General features: G+C 67.6%; 15 protein-coding genes and 1 tRNA gene. 6 read left to right on the forward strand and 10 right to left on the reverse strand.

Annotated elements, in window-relative coordinates:
* Positions 1-145: 145 nt before the first annotated feature.
* From AC3WLF_RS14745 to hrpA, 4 genes are all read right to left on the reverse strand, one after another.
* Entirely contained in the window at positions 146-1,120 is a 975-nt protein-coding gene (locus tag AC3WLF_RS14745; RefSeq protein ID WP_011615615.1) for a sterol desaturase family protein, read from the reverse strand.
* Positions 1,120-1,980: a polysaccharide deacetylase family protein gene (locus tag AC3WLF_RS14750; RefSeq protein ID WP_492319898.1), complete on the reverse strand. Its 861-nt coding sequence runs from the start codon at positions 1,978-1,980 to the stop codon at positions 1,120-1,122. The genes AC3WLF_RS14745 and AC3WLF_RS14750 overlap by 1 nt, the downstream gene beginning before the upstream one ends.
* Before the next feature lie 18 nt (positions 1,981-1,998).
* Positions 1,999-2,997, reverse strand: coding sequence for a YVTN family beta-propeller repeat protein (locus tag AC3WLF_RS14755; RefSeq protein ID WP_492319897.1), 999 nt, complete (start codon positions 2,995-2,997; stop codon positions 1,999-2,001).
* A 153-nt stretch (positions 2,998-3,150) separates the two neighbouring features.
* Positions 3,151-7,188, reverse strand: a complete 4,038-nt coding sequence (hrpA, locus tag AC3WLF_RS14760; protein ID WP_492358430.1) for an ATP-dependent RNA helicase HrpA — start codon at positions 7,186-7,188, stop codon at positions 3,151-3,153.
* 23 nt (positions 7,189-7,211) lie between these two features.
* Here hrpA and argA point away from each other — a divergent pair, with 23 nt between their 5' ends.
* Both argA and AC3WLF_RS14770 read left to right on the forward strand, forming a co-directional pair.
* Positions 7,212-8,678, forward strand: coding sequence for an amino-acid N-acetyltransferase (gene argA / locus AC3WLF_RS14765; protein ID WP_492319895.1), 1,467 nt, complete (start codon positions 7,212-7,214; stop codon positions 8,676-8,678).
* A 98-nt stretch (positions 8,679-8,776) separates the two neighbouring features.
* Positions 8,777-9,049 carry an oxidative damage protection protein gene (locus AC3WLF_RS14770; protein ID WP_010809445.1) on the forward strand — a complete coding sequence of 91 codons (273 nt, stop codon included), beginning with the start codon at positions 8,777-8,779 and terminating at the stop codon, positions 9,047-9,049.
* 68 nt (positions 9,050-9,117) lie between these two features.
* On the opposite strand, the gene rpiA is transcribed toward AC3WLF_RS14770, so the two are convergent.
* A complete protein-coding gene (gene rpiA, locus AC3WLF_RS14775) occupies positions 9,118-9,804 on the reverse strand; it encodes a ribose-5-phosphate isomerase RpiA (protein ID WP_492358431.1) in 687 nt (228 codons plus the stop codon).
* A gap of 158 nt (positions 9,805-9,962) precedes the next feature.
* Here rpiA and tal point away from each other — a divergent pair, with 158 nt between their 5' ends.
* On the forward strand, positions 9,963-10,919 hold the full coding sequence (gene tal, locus AC3WLF_RS14780) for a transaldolase (protein ID WP_492319893.1): 957 nt from the start codon (positions 9,963-9,965) through the stop codon (positions 10,917-10,919).
* Between the two features lie 33 nt (positions 10,920-10,952).
* Here tal and AC3WLF_RS14785 read toward each other — a convergent pair whose 3' ends face one another.
* The 3 genes from AC3WLF_RS14785 to rnr all read right to left on the reverse strand — a co-directional run bounded on the left by AC3WLF_RS14785 (position 10,953) and on the right by rnr (position 15,150).
* Positions 10,953-11,720: an SIR2 family NAD-dependent protein deacylase gene (locus tag AC3WLF_RS14785; protein WP_492357319.1), complete on the reverse strand. Its 768-nt coding sequence runs from the start codon at positions 11,718-11,720 to the stop codon at positions 10,953-10,955.
* 4 nt (positions 11,721-11,724) lie between these two features.
* Positions 11,725-12,468 carry a 23S rRNA (guanosine(2251)-2'-O)-methyltransferase RlmB gene (gene rlmB, locus AC3WLF_RS14790; RefSeq protein ID WP_010809441.1) on the reverse strand — a complete coding sequence of 248 codons (744 nt, stop codon included), beginning with the start codon at positions 12,466-12,468 and terminating at the stop codon, positions 11,725-11,727.
* Positions 12,469-12,546: 78 nt separating this feature from the next.
* Complete coding sequence (gene rnr, locus AC3WLF_RS14795; RefSeq protein WP_492319891.1) at positions 12,547-15,150, reverse strand: ribonuclease R; 2,604 nt, start codon at positions 15,148-15,150, stop codon at positions 12,547-12,549.
* A 70-nt stretch (positions 15,151-15,220) separates the two neighbouring features.
* Between rnr and AC3WLF_RS14800 the strand changes: the two genes are divergently transcribed.
* From AC3WLF_RS14800 to AC3WLF_RS14810, 3 genes are all read left to right on the forward strand, one after another.
* Positions 15,221-15,307 (forward strand) — tRNA-Leu (locus AC3WLF_RS14800).
* Between the two features lie 388 nt (positions 15,308-15,695).
* Positions 15,696-16,130 (forward strand): Rrf2 family transcriptional regulator, encoded by a 435-nt coding sequence (locus AC3WLF_RS14805; RefSeq protein WP_492319890.1) that lies wholly within the window; start codon positions 15,696-15,698, stop codon positions 16,128-16,130.
* A gap of 65 nt (positions 16,131-16,195) precedes the next feature.
* Positions 16,196-16,807 (forward strand): NAD(P)-dependent oxidoreductase, encoded by a 612-nt coding sequence (locus AC3WLF_RS14810; RefSeq protein WP_492319889.1) that lies wholly within the window; start codon positions 16,196-16,198, stop codon positions 16,805-16,807.
* Positions 16,808-16,855: 48 nt separating this feature from the next.
* Here AC3WLF_RS14810 and AC3WLF_RS14815 read toward each other — a convergent pair whose 3' ends face one another.
* Positions 16,856-17,422 (reverse strand): phosphoribosyltransferase, encoded by a 567-nt coding sequence (locus AC3WLF_RS14815; RefSeq protein WP_492319888.1) that lies wholly within the window; start codon positions 17,420-17,422, stop codon positions 16,856-16,858.
* A gap of 125 nt (positions 17,423-17,547) precedes the next feature.
* Positions 17,548-18,888: an adenylosuccinate synthase gene (locus AC3WLF_RS14820; protein ID WP_492319887.1), complete on the reverse strand. Its 1,341-nt coding sequence runs from the start codon at positions 18,886-18,888 to the stop codon at positions 17,548-17,550.
* Between the last annotated feature and the right edge of the window lie 57 nt (positions 18,889-18,945).

The following is an 18,945-nucleotide window of genomic DNA, read 5'->3' on the forward strand; positions in this document are numbered from 1 at the left end:
AGGCAAACAGGAGGAAAGGCGCCGGGCGCGGCAGAAGTCCGACTGGGCCGGACCGGCGGCAACCCGGAACACTAGCATACGCCGCTTGCCGCCGCGGCGCGCCGTGTTGCGCCGCGGGTGGAGGACTGCCTCCAGACCCGCCGTTTCAGCGCAGCCGCAGCAGCCGCTTGATGCCGTACCACTGGTGCGCCAGGAAGCCCGCGCCGTAGTCGTGGCCCTTGCCCAGCGGCGGCGGCAGCTGGTCGCGGATGCCGGTCGGATGGTAGGTCTCGGTGAAGACCGCGGTGCCGAGCAGCATGTCCCACCACGGGAAGATCACGCCGTAGTTGCAGCCGCCCAGCTTGGCCGGTGCGCCGTCGGCCTCATGGCCGATGCCCACGGCGTGGTGGGTGCGGTGAAAGCGCGGCGAGATCAGCAGCCGCTCGCCGATGGCGCCGAAGTGCAGCCGCACGTTGGCATGCTGCAGGCTCTGCAGCAACTGCGACAACGCCACCAGCAGCACGTACTGCGACGGCTCCACGCCCACGCCCAGCGCCACCAGCGCGAACACCAGATCGCGCAGCATGTCGTCCAGCAGGTGGTTGCGGTTGTCGCTCCACAGCGTCATCTGGCGCTGGCTGTGGTGCACCGCATGCAGATGCCACCACCAGCGGAACGAATGCGACAGCCGGTGGTACCAGTAGTCGAGGAAGTCGAACAGCAGCAGGTAGACAAAGAAGCTGACCAGCGGCACCGAGGTCACGCCCGGCCACCAGTCTTCCACATTGATGCGGTGCCAGCCCATCAGCCGCAGGTCGCCTTCCAGGGCGTCGGTCAGCGGCGCGAGCAGGAAGAACATGGCCAGCCGGAACAGCCCGAGCCGGTGGATCACCGTGTAGAAGATATCGGTGCGGATGCCGGCGCGGTCGGATACCGGCTCGACCGGGCGCCATTTCTCCAGCGGCCCCAGGATCAATGCCATCACCACGATCTGCACCAGGCCCACCAGCAGCCACTCGGTGCCGGTGAAGGCTTCCTCGGCATAGCGGCCAAACCCGAGGTCGTAGACCACGGGCAGCACCACGTCCTGGAACAGCGTGCCCTCGACCTGGCCGATCCAGCCGTTCAGCGTCTCCCACATCAGCGCCTGCCCTCCTTTTGCCCGACTGGCTGCGGCCTGGCGATCCAGTCGCGGTAGGCCGGGTGCTCGCGCAGCGTCGCGAAACAGAATCCCTTGCGCTCAAGGCCGGCGAGCAGCGGCTCCAGCACGCCGGGCGCCCACGGATCCTTGCGCGACCAGATGCCCAGGTGCGCCATGGTGATATCGCCGTCGCGCAGGTTGGCCAGCGCGCGTTCCAGCAGTGCCGCGTTGGGATAGCGGTCGGACGACAGCTCGTCGCCCAGGAACCCGGCCGGCGCCCAGCCGACGTGGCGGAAGCCGCACTGCTCGGCCCATTGCACCGTCTGCGGCGCGGTGCGCCCGCCCGGAGCGCGCCACAGCGGCACCATGGCGGCGCCGGTCATGCCGTGGAAGGCGTCGGCGCTGCGCCGCAGCTCCTGGCAGAATCCGGCCGCATCCATGGCCATGTCCTTGCCCGCCTGCGCGCCGAACTGCGGCCGCATGGTCACATGCCCGGCGCGCACGCTGCGCAGGTAGACATGGTCGAAGGTATGCGTGCCAAAGGCGTGGCCGTCGGCCACCAGCGACTTCCAGTACGGCGCCCAGGATGGGTCCAGCGAACTGTCCTGGCGCACGGTCGGCTCATTGGCCAGGAAGAACGTGGCGCGGATATGGTGGCGGCGCAGCGTATCGGCGATCAGCTGCGCCTGGCTCATGCTGCCTGTGTCGAAGGTCAGGTAAAGCGTGCCGGCCGGGCACGCCTTGGCGGCAGGCTTGGGCGCGTCAGCCGCCTGCAGCGCAGATGGCAGGCCGCAGGCAAGCGCCAGCGCAGCCAGCAGCCTGCCCAGCCGTCCGGATCGCGATGCCCTGGTGTCATCCATGGTCCCTGCCCTGCCCGGTCAATACAGCGGCGCGCGCGTGCGGAAATAGATGCCGTGCGGCGAGCGCCCAACGCGCACGGTCTTGACCAGCTTGCGGCTGGCCACGTCGACCAGGCCGACCGAGCGCGCCCAGCGGAAGGTGACCCACAGCGTCTTGCCGTCGGCGGTCAGCTCCATGTCGTCCGGGCCCGGCGGCAGGCCGGTGATGTCGCCGACCTTGGTCAGCGTCTGCTGGTCGATGATGCTGATGCTGCTCGTGACCCGGTTGCTGAGGAACAGGTGGCGCTTGTCGCCGACCGCGCGGAAGTTGTGCGCGCCCTTGCCGGTCTGGATCTGCTTGACCACCGTGCGCGTGCGCCAGTCGATCACGGCCACGTAATCAGCCCCGGTCATGCCGACCAGCAGGTATTTCTGGTCCGGCGTGACCCAGATGCCCGCCGGCGCCGAGCCGGTTTCCATGCGCCACATCACGTTCTGCGTGACCAGGTCGATAGCCGCCACCTCATTGGAGTCCTGCAGCGTGATGAAGGCGATGCGGCTGTCGGCGGTAAAGGCGATATGGCTGGGGGTCTTGGCCAGCGGGAACTGCTTGGCCAGCTTCAGCGCCTTGCCGTCCCAGCGGTAGAGGTCGACACGGTCGAGCCGGTTGCCGGTGGCGACAAACCACTTCTGGTCCGGCGAGAAGCCGATCTGGTACGGGTCGTCGACATTGGGCACGCGCTGCTGGACCTTGCCCGAGACCGGGTCCAGGAACACCAGGTCGTTGCCGACCGCGTTGGCAACGATCAGCGACTTGTCGTCCGGCGTTGCGATCAGGTGGTGCGGTTCCTTGCCGATCGGGAAGGTCTCCAGCACCTTCTGCGTATCCTTGTCGATCAGCGTGACGGTTGCATCACCTGAATTCAGTATCACCACCACTTCTGCCGATGCCGGTGCGGCCAGCAGGCCCAGCGCCAGGGCGCCCACCGTGAAACCACCAGCTACAACACGACGCAATGCGAACCGCAGCGCAAACATAAGACCCGCCAGAAGAAGACTGAACCGGCGATTCTAACGGTTGAGCACGAAAATCCGCTGACGCCGCGGCCGATCCCGATCAAGATTTTGGCAGATTGTTGCGCCGGAGCGACCATTTGCGGTTCGCCCCGGCATTGCGCCCCGCGCCGGCGCTCAGCGCTGCATCGATTCCCACACTTTCTGCAGCCGCTTGACCGACATCGGCACCGGTGTGCGCAGCTCCTGGGCGAACAGCGCGATGCGCAGCTCCTCCAGCATCCAGCGGAATTCCTCCAGCCGCGCGTCCTCGCCGCCGCGGCCCTGGGTGCGCAGCTGCTTTTCGGCCCGCTGCCACTGCTGCACCAGCGGCGCCATCTCCTGCGTGCGCTGGGTGTCGCGCGCCGGGTCGCCCTTGAGCTTGTCCACGCGCATGGCGATGCCCTTCAGGTAGCGCGGGAAATGGACCAGCTGCGTGTACGGGGTCTCGCCGACAAAGCGCTTGCCCATCAGCCGCCCGAGCTGCGCTTCCATGTCCGCATGAGGCCCGGCGAACGGCTTGGCCTGCAGCAGCTTGCGCGGCAGCCCGGCGTATTCGGCCAGGATGGTCCCCACCAGCCGCGCGATCTCCTGCGCCAGCAGCGACAGCCGGGTGCGGCCCTCGTCCTTGCGCGCATTGAACTCGGCCTCGTTGCGCGGCAGCGGCGCCTGCATGCAGGCACGCTCCAGCGCCAGCATCACGATCTGTTCGCGCAGCATCTCCTGCGTGCCCAGCGTCATGTACTGCATCGCCATCTGCTGCAGGCCCGGGATGTTCTTCTCGATGAACTTGACCTGCTCGCGCAGCTGCAGCGCAAACAGCCGGCGCAAGCCCAGGTGGTGGACGCGGGCGGCTTCCTGCGGGTCGTCGAAGACTTCCACGTCGCAGTGCGTGCAGCGGTCGACCAGCGCGGGGTAGCCGAACAGGGTCTGGCTGCCCTTGCGGATCTCCAGCAGCTCGGGCAGCTCACCGAAGCTCCACCCGGTCAGGCCCTCGTACTTGCCGGGCTCGGCCGCGGCCAGCGGCGCCGCCTGCTCCGGGGACTGGGTTGCCGCCTGTGCCGCGGCTTGCGCGGCCACCCGCTGGAACGACTGCTGCGCCTGCCCGCCCAGCTCGGCACGCAACTGGGCCAGGTTGCGGCCCATCTCAAGCTGGCGGCCGTGCTCGTCGACCACCTTGAAGTTCATCGTATGGTGCGCGGGCAGCGTTTCCAGCTTGAAGTCGGCGCGCTTGACCATGGTGCCGGTCTGCTCGCGGATATCGGCGATCAGCATGTCCAGCAGCTCGCCCTCGCCAAGCGGCTGGCGCGCGACAAAGCCCGCGGCATATTCCGGCAGCGGCACGCAGTGGCGGCGCAGCTTCTGCGGCAGCGACTTGAGCAGCAGGTGCACCTTCTCCTTGATCATGCCCGGCACCAGCCAGTCGGCGCGCTCCTGGCGCACCTGGTTGAGTGCGTACAGCGGCACGGTCAGGGTCACGCCGTCGCGGTGGCTGCCTGGCTCGAAGTGGTAGGTCAGTCCCATGTCCACCCCGGCCACGTTCATGGCCTTGGGGAACAGGTCGGTGGTGATGCCGGCCGCCTCGTGCCGCATCAGCTCGTCGCGGTTCAGGTACAGCAGCTTGCGGTCCTTGCCGCTGTCTGCCTGGTACCACTGCTCGAAGCTGGCCTGCTGGCAGATGTCGGCGGGAATCGCGCGATCGTAGAAGGCGTAGATCAGTTCGTCGTCGACCAGCACGTCCTGGCGGCGAGACTTGTGCTCCAGGTTCTCGATCTCGCGCACCAGGCGCTGGTTGTGCGCATAGAACGGCAGGCGCGTGTCGAACTCGCCCTCGACCAGTGCACGGCGGATAAAGATCTCGCGCGCTTCCTGCCGGTTCATCGGGCCGTAGTGCACGCGCCGGTGCTGGTAGACCACCAGCCCGTACAGCGTGGCGCGCTCCAGCGCCAGCACCTGGCCCGCCTTCTTTTCCCAGTGCGGATCGCTCCAGCTGACCTTGAGCAGGTGACGGCCCACCTGCTCCAGCCATTCCGGCTCGATGCGCGCCAGCGTGCGCGCGAACAGCCGGCTGGTCTCGACCAGCTCGGCCGCGACAATCCAGCGCCCGACCTTGCGCGCGATCAGCGAGCCCGGCCACAGGTGGAACTTGATGCCGCGCGCGCCCAGGTATTCGCGGCCCTTGCCGTCGCCATCCTCGATGCGGCAGCCGACATTGCCCAGCAGGCCGGTCAGCAGCGCCTTGTGCACCTGCTCATAGGTGGGCTCGCTGTCGTTCAGGCGCCAGCCCTGCTCGGTCACCGTGGTCAGCAGTTGCGAATGCACGTCGCGCCACTCGCGCAGCCGCAGGTGCGACAGGAAGTGGGCGCGGCACTGGTCCTGCAGCTGGCGGTTGGACTTCTTGTGCGCGACCGCGTCCTCGAACCACTTCCACAGCTTGACCCAGCCCAGGAACTCGGACTTCTCGTCCATGAACTTGCGATGCGCCTGGTCGGCGGCTTCCTGCGCCTCCTGCGGGCGGTCGCGCGGGTCCTGCACCGACAGCGCGCTGGCGATGACCAGCACCTCGCGCAGGCAGTGATGCTCGCGCGCGGCCAGGATCATGCGCGCTACGCGCGGGTCCAGCGGCAGCTTGGCCAGCTGGCGCCCGGTGCCGGTAAGTTGGTTGGCGTCGTCGACCGCGCCCAGTTCCTGCAGCAGCTGGTAGCCGTCGGCAACGGCGCGGCCCAGCGGCGGCTCGATAAACGGGAACGACTCGATCTCGGTCAGCCGCAGCGCCTTCATGCGCAGGATCACAGCGGCCAGCGACGAGCGCAGGATCTCGGGGTCGGTAAAGCGCGGCCGGCCGGCGAAATCGGACTCCTCATACAGCCGGATGCACACGCCGTTGGCAACCCGGCCGCAACGGCCGGCGCGCTGGTTGGCAGCGGCCTGCGAGATCGACTCGACCTGCAGTTGCTCGACCTTGTTGCGGTACGAGTAGCGCTTGACCCGCGCCAGCCCGGTATCGACCACGTAGCGGATGCCCGGCACCGTCAGCGAGGTTTCGGCGACGTTGGTCGCCAGCACGATGCGCCGCGCGTTGGACGGCTTGAACACCCGCTCCTGCTCCTGCACCGACAGCCGCGCAAACAGCGGCAGGATCTCGGTATGCGGCGGGTGGTGCTTGCGCAGCGCCTCGGCGGCTTCGCGGATCTCGCGCTCGCCGGGCAGGAACACCAGCACATCGCCGGGGCCGACGCGGCACAGCTCGTCGACCGCCTCGACAATGCCGTCGTACAGGTCGCGCTCGCGCGCCTGCGGGCTGCGCGGCGCGCCCGCGGGCACGTCCTCGGTGATCGGGCGGTAGCGCACTTCCACCGGGTACAGGCGGCCGCTGACCTCGATCACCGGCGCCGGCTTGTCGCCCGAGGCGAAATGCTGGGCAAAGCGCTGGGCATCGATGGTGGCCGAGGTGATGATCACCTTCAGGTCCGGGCGCTTCGGCAGGATCTGGCGCAGGTAGCCGATCAGGAAGTCGATGTTCAGGCTGCGCTCGTGCGCCTCATCGATGATCAGCGTGTCGTAGGCGCGCAGCAGCGGATCGTTCTGAGTCTCGGCCAGCAGGATGCCGTCGGTCATCAGCTTGACCGACGCCCCCGACGACATGGTGTCGTTGAAACGCACCTGGTAGCCCACGTGCTCGCCCAGCGGCGTGCCGATCTCCTGCGCGATGCGTTTGGCGGTCGAGGTGGCGGCGATGCGCCGCGGCTGGGTGTGGCCGATCAGCCCCCCACCCTCGCGCCCCGGGCCGCGCCCGATCGACAGGCAGATCTTGGGCAGCTGGGTGGTCTTGCCCGAGCCGGTCTCGCCCGAGACGATCACCACCTGATTGGCCAGCAGCGCCGCTGCGATCTCGTCGCGGCGGCCGGAGACCGGCAGGGCCTCCGGAAAGGTGATGGGCGGCAGCGGGTTGACCGGCCTTGGCGTACGCGGCGCACGCGCCTCGCGGGGACCGCGTGGCGGGCGCTGCCCGGCTTCACCGGCCGGCCGGGCAGCGGCTGGCTGCGCACGGACGTCCGGCTTCCTGGCCGGGCCTGGGGCCGGCCGGGGCTGGGTTGGGGAGGCTGGCTGAGCGGCACCGGCGCGCTGGCGCGGCGCGGCGGGTGGTTTAGGCTTGACGGGGCGTTGTTCTGACATTGGCCGGGATTATAATCCGCGGGATGAACGCCAGAACCGACGCGCCGCAGACGGCGCCTGCCTCCTCACCCGCCGCCCCCGTGCCGGCGGAGCCGCCCGCGGCTGAACTCCCCGCGCCTGCCCCGGCCTCTCCCGTGCCCGCCACCCCGGCGCCCACGGCGGCCGAGCCCGAGCGCAGCGGCCCCGACCACCAGCAGTTCGTCGACTGGCTGCGCATGGTGGCGCCGTATATCCATGCCTTCCGCGGCAAGACCTTTGTGATCGCCTTCGCCGGCGAACTGGTCAAGTCGGGCGTGCTCAATGCGCTGGTCAACGACGTCGCCCTGCTGCACGCCATGGGCATGCAGATCGTGCTGGTGCATGGCTCGCGCCCGCAGGTGGAAGAACAGCTGGCGCTGCGCCATGTCGAGTCACAGTTCGTCGATGGCGTGCGCGTCACCGACAACGCCGCGCTCGAATGCGCCAAGGAAGCCGCCGGCGAATTGCGCCTGGACATCGAGGCCGCCTTCAGCCAGGGCCTGCCCAATACGCCGATGGCCGGCGCCCAGCTGTCGGTGATCTCCGGCAACTTCGTGACTGCCCGCCCGGTCGGCATCGTCAATGGCACCGACTACCAGCACACCGGCCTGGTGCGCAAGATCGACGCCGAGTCCGTGCGCATGTCGCTGTCGCACGGCAAGGTGGTGCTGCTGTCGCCGCTGGGCTTCTCGCCCACCGGCCAGGCCTTCAACCTGTCGATGGAAGACGTGGCCAGCGCCACCGCGACGGCGCTCAAGGCCGACAAGCTGATCTTCATCACCGAGGTGCCGGGCGTGCCCGACCCGGTCGGCAAGATGATGCAGGAAATGTCGCTGCGCACGGCGGTGGAGCGCCTGCAGAACAACCACCTGCCGCCGGACGTGGCCAACTACCTGCAGCACCTGGTCAAGGCGCTCAAGGGCGGCGTGCCGCGTGCGCACCTGATCCCCTATTCGCTCGACGGCGCGGTGCTGCTGGAACTGTTCCTGCACGACGGCGTCGGCACTATGCTGTCAGACACCGACCTGGAAAGCCTGCGCGAAGCCACGCTCGACGATGTCGGCGGCATCGTCCAGCTGATCGCCCCGCTGGAGCAGGATGGCACGCTGGTGCCGCGCGGACGCCACCTGATCGAGCGCGATATCTCCAACTTCTCGGTGATCGAGCACGATGGCGTCCTGTTCGGCTGCGCGGCGCTCTACGACTACCCGCGCGAGAACATGGGCGAGATGGCCTGCCTGACGGTATCGCAGGAAGCCCAGGGCACCGGCGACGGCGAGCGCCTGCTCAAGCGCATCGAGCGCCGCGCCCGCGCGCTCGGCCTGGAGAAGCTGTTCGTGCTCACCACCCGGACCGAACACTGGTTCCTGAAGCGCGGTTTCGTCCACGCCAACGTCGACGACCTGCCCGAGGACAAGCGCAAGCTCTACAACTGGCAGCGCAAGTCCATGGTGCTGATGAAAAAGCTCTGAAGCCGTAGGGGCAATCGCCGCAGCGCCGCGGCCCGGTGCCCCGCTTGGCTACAATAGCGCCAGCGCCGAAGCTCTAACGAACATACCAAGGAGTCCCCATGGCCCGCATGGTCCAATGCATCAAGCTGAACAAGGAAGCCGAAGGCCTCGACTTCCCGCCGCTGCCCGGCGAACTGGGCAAGAAGATCTGGCAAAGCGTGTCGAAGGAAGCCTGGGCTGGCTGGCTCAAGCACCAGACCATGCTGATCAACGAAAACCGCCTGAACATGGCCGATGCGCGCGCGCGCCAGTACCTGCTCAAGCAGACCGAGAAGTACTTCTTCGGCGAAGGCGCCGACCAGGCCCAGGGCTACGTGCCGCCGCAGTCCTGAACCGGACCGGCCAATGACAAAAGGGGTGCCTCAGGCACCCCTTTTTGCTTGGCAGCGGACGGCTTTGCTCAGTAGTCAGTGCGCTGCACGCCGTCGCCGGTGCCCAGCAGCAGCACATCCGCGCCGCGCAGCGCGAACAGGCCCACCGTGACTACGCCCGACACCTGGTTGACGGCCTGCTCCAGGCCGCGCGGATCGTCGATCTTCAGGCCGACCACGTCCAGGATCACATTGCCGTTGTCGGTCTTGTAGATGCCGCCTTCCTTGGCCATGCGCAGGCGCGGCTGGCCACCCAGGGCCTGCAGCTTGCGCGCCACCGCGGCACGTGCCATCGGAATCACCTCGACCGGCAGCGGGAAGGTGCCCATGGTCTGGACCAGCTTGCTGCCATCGGCGATGCAGACAAAGCGCTTCGCGACCGAAGCCACGATCTTCTCGCGCGTGAGCGCCCCGCCACCGCCCTTGATCATGGCGCCGCTGGCGTCGATCTCGTCGGCGCCGTCGACATACACCGGGATCTCGTCGACTTCGTTCAGGTCCAGCACCTTGAAGCCGTGCTGCTGCAGGCGGCGCGTGGAGGCCTCGGAGCTCGACACCGCACCGGCGAAGCGCTCCTTGAATGCCGCCACGGCGTCAATGAAGAGATTGGCGGTGGAGCCAGTGCCCACCCCGAGCACTGCCCCTTCGGGCACTTCCTGCTTCACGTAGTCGGCGGCAGCTTGCGCGACCAGCGTCTTGAGTTCATCCTGAGTCATGACAACAGCCAGATTGCGTTGGGGGAAACGCGTAGTGTAGCGGATTGCGGCGGCAGGTCACGCGGGCGACGGTACAATGGACCGGACCGGGTGCCGTACGCGCACCCCTGATGCCCGCGACCGATTTTGCAGACGCTCAAGCAGACGACCAAGCGACCATGAACCAGCTCGAACAACTCAGGCAATTCACCACGGTAGTGGCCGATACCGGCGACTTCCAGCTGATGAAGCAGTACACCCCGCAAGACGCGACCACCAATCCGTCGCTGATCCTGAAGGCCGTGCAAAAGCCCGAATACCGGCACCTGCTGGAGAAGGCGGTACAGGACCACCACGGCAACGGCGGCGTCGATGCGGTGATGGACGAAGTGCTGATCGCCTTCGGCTGCGAGATCCTGGCGATCGTGCCGGGCCGCGTCTCGACCGAAGTCGATGCGCGCCTGTCCTTCGACACCGAGGCCAGCGTGGCCAAGGCGCGCCACCTGATCCAGCTGTACGAGCAGCGCGGCATTGCGCGCGAGCGCGTGCTGATCAAGATTGCCTCCACCTGGGAAGGCATCCGCGCGGCCGAGATCCTGCAGCGCGACGGCATCCGCTGCAACATGACGCTGCTGTTCTCGCTGGTGCAGGCGGTGGCGTGCGCCGAGGCCGGCGCGCAGCTGATCTCGCCCTTCGTCGGCCGCATCTTCGACTGGTACAAGAAGCAGGCCGGCGAGCAATGGGACGCGGCCGCCAATGGCGGCGACAACGACCCCGGCGTGCGCTCGGTGCGCCAGATCTACGACTACTACAAGAAGTTCGGCTACCCGACCGAGGTGATGGGCGCCAGCTTCCGCAGCACCGCGCAGATCCTGTCGCTGGCCGGCTGCGACCTGCTGACCATCAGCCCCGAGCTGCTCGAGCAGCTGGCCGCCGGCCAGGGCCCGGTGGCGCACAAGCTGTCGGTGGACCAGGCCCAGGCCGCCAATATCGCCCGCATCGCGGCCGACGAGCCGGCCTTCCGCTGGCAGTTGAATGAGGATGCGATGGCGACCGAGAAGCTGGCCGAAGGCATCCGCCTGTTTGCGGCGGATGCGGTCAAGCTGGAGAAGCTGATCGGCGAGATTGCGAAGTAAGGATGGTCCGGGCGGCAACGCCCGGATCCAGGCTCAGCCGGCCGAGGGTGCCGGCTGCGGCCACAGCAATGGCAGACATGCCCCCGCCGCGGCGGACAGCACGATATCCGCGGTCTGGTCCAGCGCCGACGGCTGCGGATTGACCACGATCACCGGCGCGCCATGCTCGCGCGCCAGGCCCGGCAGCCCCGCCGCCGGATAGACCAGCCCCGAGGTGCCGACCACCAGGCACAGGTCGCAGTTCTGCGCCGCATGCTCGGCGCGGTAGCGCGCCACGCGCGGCAGGTCCTCACCGAACCACACCACGCCCGGACGCATCAGCGCGCCGCACAGGTTGCAGCGCGGCGGCATGCCGGGCAGCGCGGTCGCCTCGTTGCAGCGTCCGCACCCGTCCAGCCATTTGTTGGCGAACAGGTTCCCATGCAGCTCGATCACGCCCGCGCTGCCGGCGCGCTGGTGCAGGCCGTCCACGTTCTGCGTGACCAGCGTAAAAGGTTTCTGCGCAGCCAGCGCGACCAGCGCATGGTGCGCCGGGTTGGGATGCACGGCTGCGACCAGCTCGCGCCGGTGCAGGTACCACTCCCAGACCAGCGCCGGCTGGCGGCGGTAGGCGTCCTCGCTGGCCAGCTCTTCCGGGTCGAACTGTTCCCACAGCCCCGTCATCGCGTCGCGGAAGGTCGGCACGCCGGATTCGGCGGAAATGCCGGCGCCGGTCAGCACGAGGATGTTGCCGGCGGCCGCGATCAGCCGGCGTGCTTCCTCAAGCCCCGGCATGTCAAGGAGACCGGAATCAGCGGCCATGGACTTATCGCGGCAGGCGCCGCTGGCGCACGGCTTCGTACAGGCATACGCCGCTGGCGACCGAGACGTTCAGGCTTTCCACGCCACCCGCCATCGGGATGCCGACCAGCTCGTCGCAGGTCTCGCGCGTCAGGCGGCGCATGCCCTCGCCTTCGGCGCCCATCACGATCGCGGTCGGGCCCTTGAAGTCGATGTCATACAGCGACTTTTCGGTGCCGTCGGCGGTGCCGATGACCCAGATGCCGCGTTCCTGCAGTTCACGCAGGGTGCGGGCCAGGTTGGTGACGGTGATATAGGGCACAGTCTCGGCGGCGCCGCTGGCGACCTTGGCCACGGTGGCATTGAGGCCGACGCTGCGGTCCTTGGGGGCGATCACGGCATGCGCGCCGGCGCCGTCGGCCACGCGCAGGCAGGCGCCCAGGTTGTGGGGGTCGGTGACGCCGTCCAGCACCAGCAGCAGCGGCGTGCCTTCGATGCCGTCGAGCAGTTCATCCAGGTTCAGCGCCAGCGCCACGTCTTCGGCACGTGCCACCACGCCCTGGTGGCGGTCGGTGCCGGCCATGCCGCGCAGGCGCTCGGCATCGACCGGATGCAGGCGCACGCCCAGGCTTTCGGCCAGGCGCACGAAGTCCTGCATGCGCCGGTCGCGGCGCGCGGATTCGATATAGACATCGGTCACGCCCTTGGCATCTTGGCGCAGGCGTGCGGTGACGGCGTGAAAGCCGATCAGGAGTTTGTTTTTAGCCATGGCGCGATTGTACTCGCCCTCACGCCCCCGGCAGCCGGCCGGGGGCGCGAGTCGGCGGCATGGCGGCCGCCGCAGGCTTCAGCGCTTGCGCGGGGTGCGCGGGCTCTTGGCCGGCGTCTTGCCCGCCGGCTTGGCCTGGTGCGACTTGGAGGCCGGCTTGCGCGGCTTCTCCAGGTGCGAGGGCTTGGGCTTGGCCGCGCGCTTGGCCGGCTTGCCGCCGGTCTTCACGTGCGGCCTGAGCGGCGTGATCACCGCCTCGAACACCGGCTGCTCCTCGATCACGCGGTCCAGCGTCTCGTCGAACGACTCTTCCGGCTTGGACGAGCCGCCCAGCAGCGCCGCCAGCTGGCGGCCCTTCTTGCGCGCCGGCACCGCATGGGCGGCGGGCACCCGCGGCTGGGTCTCGGTGCCCCCCGCGCGGGCGCGCAGGGTTTTCGCCGACGGCTCCTGCACCAGGCGGAAGTCGATCTTGCGCGCATCCAGGTCCACGCGCGACACCTGCACGCGCACGCGGTCGGTCAGGCGGTAGCGGATGCCGGTGCGCTCGCCGCGCAGTTCGTTGCGGGCCTCGTCGTACTGGAAGTAGTCGCTGCCCAGCTCGGTCACGTGGACCAGGCCTTCCACGTACAGCTCGTCGAGCTGCACGAAGATGCCGAACGAGGTCACGGCGCTGACGGTGCCGGCGTAGTCGCTGCCCAGCTTGTCGCGCATGAAGTAGCACTTGAGCCAGGCCTCGACATCGCGCGAAGCCTCGTCCGCGCGGCGCTCATTGGCCGAGCAGTGCAGGCCGAGCTCGTCCCAGATGGCCTCGTTGCGCCTGGCGCGCGCCGCGGTCAGTTCCGCCTTCTGCTCGGCGTCCTTGGCCTGCAGCCGGCGCGCCTTGGGCGAGATCGCGGTATTCAGCTCGGTCCCGTGCGCAAACGCCGGCTGGTACTTGGTATGTGCCAGCACCGCCTTGATCGCGCGGTGCACCAGCAAGTCGGGGTAGCGGCGGATCGGGCTGGTGAAGTGCGCGTAGGCCTCGTACGACAGGCCGAAGTGGCCGATATTGTCCGGGCTGTACACCGCCTGCTGCATCGAGCGCAGCAGCATGGTCTGCAGCATCGGCGCGTCGGGACGGGACTTGATCTTGTCCATCACCTCGGCGTAGTCCGATGCCTGCGGCTTGTCGCCCCCGCCCAGCGACAGGCCGGCGGTGCGCAGGAAGTCGCGCAGGTTCTTCAGCTTCTCTTCGCTGGGGCCCGCGTGGATGCGGTACAGCGCCGGGTGCTTGAAGCGTTCGAGGAAGTCGGCCGCGCAGACGTTGGCGGTCAGCATGCACTCCTCGATCAGCCGGTGCGCATCGTTGCGCGTGCGCGGCAGGATCTGCTCGATCTTGCCCTGCGCGTTGCAGACGATATAGGTCTCGGTGGTGTCGAAGTCGATCGCGCCGCGCGCGCGCCGTGCCTTGAGCAGGACCTGGAACAGCTCATACAGGTTCTGCAGGTGCGGCACCAGCTCGCCGCGCTTGTGCGCCTCGGGGCCCTTGGTGTTGGACAGCACCGACCAGACCTCGTTGTAGGTCAGGCGCGCGGTCGAATGCATCACGGCCGGGTAGAACTGGTAGCCCTTGAGCTCGCCCTTGGCGGTGATCACGGCATCGCACACCATGCACAGCCGGTCCACGTGCGGATTGAGCGAGCACAACCCGTTGGACAGCTTCTCCGGCAGCATCGGGATCACGCGGCGCGGGAAGTAGACCGAAGTGGCCCGGTCCAGGGCATCCGCATCCAGCGGCGTGCCGGGGCGCACATAGTGCGACACGTCGGCGATCGCCACGATCAGGCGCCAGCCCTTGGCGCGGCCGATCTTGACCGGCTCGCAATAGACCGCGTCGTCGAAGTCGCGTGCGTCTTCGCCGTCGATGGTCACCAGCGGGATGTCGCGCAGGTCGATGCGGTGGTCCAGGTCGGCCTGGCGCACCTCGTCGGGCAGCGCGGAGGCTTCCTGGGCTGCGGCCGGAGAGAACGCATGCGGCACGCCGTACTTCCGCACGGCGATCTCGATCTCCATGCCGGGATCGTCGATTTCGCCCAGCACCTCCACCACGCGGCCCACCGGCTGCACGTAGCGGTCGGGGAATTCGATCAGCTCGACGCTGACCACCTGCCCCACCCGTGCCTTGCCCTGCGCCTTGGGCGGGATCAGGATGTCCTGGCTGATGCGCTTGTCTTCAGGCGCCACCACCAGCACGCCGCCTTCACTGAGCAGACGGCCGATGACAAAACGGTTGGCGCGCTCGATGATCTCGACGATCTGCCCTTCGGGGCGCCCGCGCCGGTCGTAGCCCACCACGCGCACCTGCGCGCGGTCGTTGTGCATGGCCTTCTGCAGCTCGCGCTCGGGCAAGAAGATGTCGTCTTCACCGTCGTCGCGGATCAGGAAGCCGAAGCCGTCGCGGTGGCCCTGCACCCGGCCGGTGACGAAGTTCGGCTGATGGGCCAGCTCATAGCGGCCCTTGCGGTTCAGCTCGATCTGGCCGTCGCGCTCCATGGCCGCCAGGCGCTTCTGGAAACCGTCATGCTCTTTGCGCGTGACGGAGAGGGCCTTGGCAATATCGCCGGCCGACTGGGGGGATCCCGACGTTCTCAGCACGCCCAGGATTTCTTCCCGGCTGGGGATCGGATAGTTGTTCTGATTCAATTTTTTCTGGAAACTATTTGACAAAATTCTCGCGCTCTCTATAATGAGCGCTTCGGTTGTTTCGACACCTGCCCAGGTGGCGGAATTGGTAGACGCACTAGGTTCAGGTCCTAGCGGTGGCAACACTGTGGAGGTTCGAGTCCTCTCCTGGGCACCAAGTTACCGGAAAACCCGCAGCGCTTTCGAGCCCTGCGGGTTTTTTGTTTTTGACGCCTGTTTCGCGCATCAGATCCGGCAACTTGCACTCCTTGCTTGGCGGCCATGCCGCGATGTCATACCTGCGAGCGTACGGGTTTTTTCCCGTCCGTGAAACCGCGCACCGTACCCCGCGCGGCAGCCGAACCACAACGGTACGGCAATGTCGAGGAGTGTAACAGCTTCAGTGGCGATTCCGGCATTCCACCGGCCATTGGCTGCCACTTCGGCGTATTACCTCCTTCCCTCCCGGTACTCCGCCCTCCTTGCGCTCCTGTCCGTGCTTGACATGCCCGACCATGTGTAACTATCATGGTTTCACATTGCACCTGACATCCCGAGCACAAGCGTTGAGCACAAGCAGCCGGTTCGCCGTGGCGGTCCACATCCTTACCCTGCTCGCCGGTTCGGCCGAGCCGGTGCCCTCGTCGCTGATCGCCGGCAGCGTGGGCACCAACCCGGCGCTGATCCGGCGGCTGATCGGTCAACTGGCTGAAGCCGGCCTGGTGGCGACCACCATGGGCAGCACCGGCGGCGCCACGCTGGCGCGCCCGGCTGCGTCAATCACGCTGCTCGACGTGTTCCGCGTGGTGGAAACCACCGCGCTGATCACGCTGCACCAGAGCGCGCCCAACCCGGCCTGCCCGGTCGGGCGCGAGATCACCGGTGCGCTGCGCAAGGTCGCGGACCGTGCGCAGGCGGCCATGGACGATACCCTTGCCGGCATCACCATCGCCAGCATGCTCGCCGATGTCGAAGGCAACAGCCAGCGCCGCAAGCGCTGAATTTTTTTGCCCCGATATGTAACCACAATGGTTTCATATCAACCTGACCGAAAGAAGGAGTGACCATGAAGATCGCAATCATCGGCGCCACCGGCCGTGTTGGCACGCGCCTGACCGACGAAGCCCTGCGCCGCGGCCACCAGGTGACCGCCATTGCGCGCCAGGCCAGCAAACTGCCCGCACGCGACGGCGTGACCACCGCGGACGTGGACGGCGCCGACGTCGCCGCACTGGCTGCCGCCCTGGCCGGCAACGACGTGGTCATCAGCAGCGCGCGCTTTGCGCAGCTGAACGCGCAGCAGGTGACCTCGGCCGTGCGCCAGGCTGGCGTGCCGCGCCTGCTGGTGGTGGGTGGTGCCGGCAGCCTCTATGTCGCGCCGGGGGTGCAATTGGTCGACACCCCGAACTTCCCCGATGCCTACAAGCCCGAAGCCCTCGCAGGCCGCGACTTCCTCAACGCGCTGCGTAGCGAACAGCAGATCGACTGGACCTTCCTGTCGCCGTCGGCACTGTTCGAGCCGGGCGAGCGTACCGGCAAGTTCCGCGTTGGCGAGGAAAACCTGCTGAGCGACGCAGCAGGCAAGAGCTGGATCTCGATGGAAGACTATGCCATCGCGATGCTCGATGAGATCGAAAAGCCGGCGCATTCGCGCCAGCGTTTCACGGTCGGCTATTAAGCCGGCCGCCGGGGGCCGCCCGTAGCGACAGGCCCCGGCACAAGCGCATCAGGCCTGCGCGGCGTCGTCCTGGCTGGCGCGCTTGCCGCGCTTGAGCCAGGCGGCCAGGTTGTGCGGGCGCAGCGTGTCGTACTCTTCGAACGGCTGGTGGATCCACGGGTTCGACGGCAGGAAGGTCACGTGGTAGTCCGGCTCGACCTTCGAGCACGCCTTGTACCACAGCACGGCCGAACGCACCTCGGTTACGGCCGGATAGCGTTCCTTCAGGTGGCGGCCCACGCGTTCCAGCGTGATGCCAGAATCCACCAGGTCGTCGACCAGCAGCACCCTGCCCGTCAGTTCGCCGCGGGTCATGGTGATGTACTGCGCGATGTCCAGGTTGCCCTGCTGCGTGCCCGCGGCCTCGCGGTAGCTGCTGGTGGCCAGGATGGCCAGCGGCACGTCGAAGATGCGCGACATCTGGTCGCCCACGCGCAGCCCGCCGCGCGCCAGGCACAGGATCTTGTCGAACTTCCAGCCCGACTCATGCACGTTCAGCGACAGGCGTGCGATCAGGCGATGGTATTCGTCCCAGGAGACCCACAGGTTCTCGTCATCGTTCGTTGGCAGGTTCATCGTTTTACTCTTTGTATCGTCGGGTCGGTTGACCGATATGGCTCGGCCCGCTTGCGCGGGCCGATTTATTTCTGGCGGGCCGCAGCGCTCGTGGCGCCGCAGCCTGGTGGTGGGCTGCTGCCGGGTCAGGCCTTGTACGGATGACGCAGCAGGATGGTCTCGTCGCGGTCCGGGCCGGTCGAGATCATGTCGATCGGAATCCCGACCACTTCTTCCACGCGCTTCAGGTAGACGCGGGCCTGCTCGGGCAGCGCGTCCCACGTCTTCACGCCGAAGGTCGACTCGTTCCAGCCGGGGAATTCCTCGTAGACCGGCACGCAGCGAGCCACGGCATCAGAGCCGCGCGGCAGGATGTCGACGGTCTTGCCGTCGAGCTCGTAGCCCACGCACAGCTTGATGGTTTCCAGGCCATCGAGCACGTCCAGCTTGGTCATGCACAGGCCCGACACGCCGTTGATCTGCACCGAGCGCTTGAGCGCGGCGGCATCCAGCCAGCCGGTGCGGCGCGGACGGCCGGTGACCGAACCGAATTCCTTGCCGACGTTGGCCAGGCGCACGCCGACCGGGTCCTGGCGCGACGGGTTGTCGTTGTCGTACAGCTCGCTCGGGAACGGGCCCGCGCCCACGCGCGTGCAGTAGGCCTTGGTGATGCCCAGGATGTAGTTCAGGCGGCCCGGGCCGACGCCGGCGCCCGCTGCGGCAGCACCGGCCACGCAGTTGCTCGAGGTCACGAACGGATAGGTGCCGTGGTCCACGTCCAGCAGCGTGCCTTGCGCGCCTTCGAACATCAGGTTGCCGCCGGCGGCATTGACCGCATACAGCTCGGCCGACACGTCGGCCACCATCGGCGCCAGGCGCGGCGCGTAGGCCAACGCTTCGTCCAGGGTCTGCTGGAAGTCCACGGCTTCGGCGCCCAGGTACTGGGTCAGCATGAAGTTGTGATAGTCCAGGTTCTCGCGCAGGCGTTCGGCGAACTGCTGCGGATCGAACAGGTCCTGCACGCGCAGCGCGCGGCGGGCCACCTTGTCTTCATAGGCCGGGCCGATGCCGCGGCCGGTGGTGCCGATCTTGGCGGCGCCACGGCGCGCTTCGCGCGCCTTGTCGATGGCAACGTGGTACGGCAGGATCAGCGTGGCGGCCTCGGAAATGCGCAGGCGGCTCTGCACCTGCAGGCCGGCGCCTTCGAGTTCTTCGATTTCACGGAACAAAGCTTCGGGCGACAGCACCACACCGTTGCCGATGTAGCAGACCGTGCCGTCACGCATGATCCCGGACGGGATCAGGCGGAGAATGGTCTTCTTGCCACCGATGATCAGCGTGTGGCCAGCGTTGTGGCCACCCTGGAACCGCACCACGCCCTTTGCCTGGTCGGTAAGCCAATCGACGATTTTTCCTTTGCCTTCGTCACCCCATTGGGTGCCGATCACGACGACATTGCGTCCCTGGCCTACTGCGGATGCGGACATATTGCTTTGGTCAATAGGTTAAAAACGTATTCTACTCTTGTTGCCGGGCGATTCTCG

Source organism: Cupriavidus sp. FW306-01-F10A, assembly GCF_058782785.1.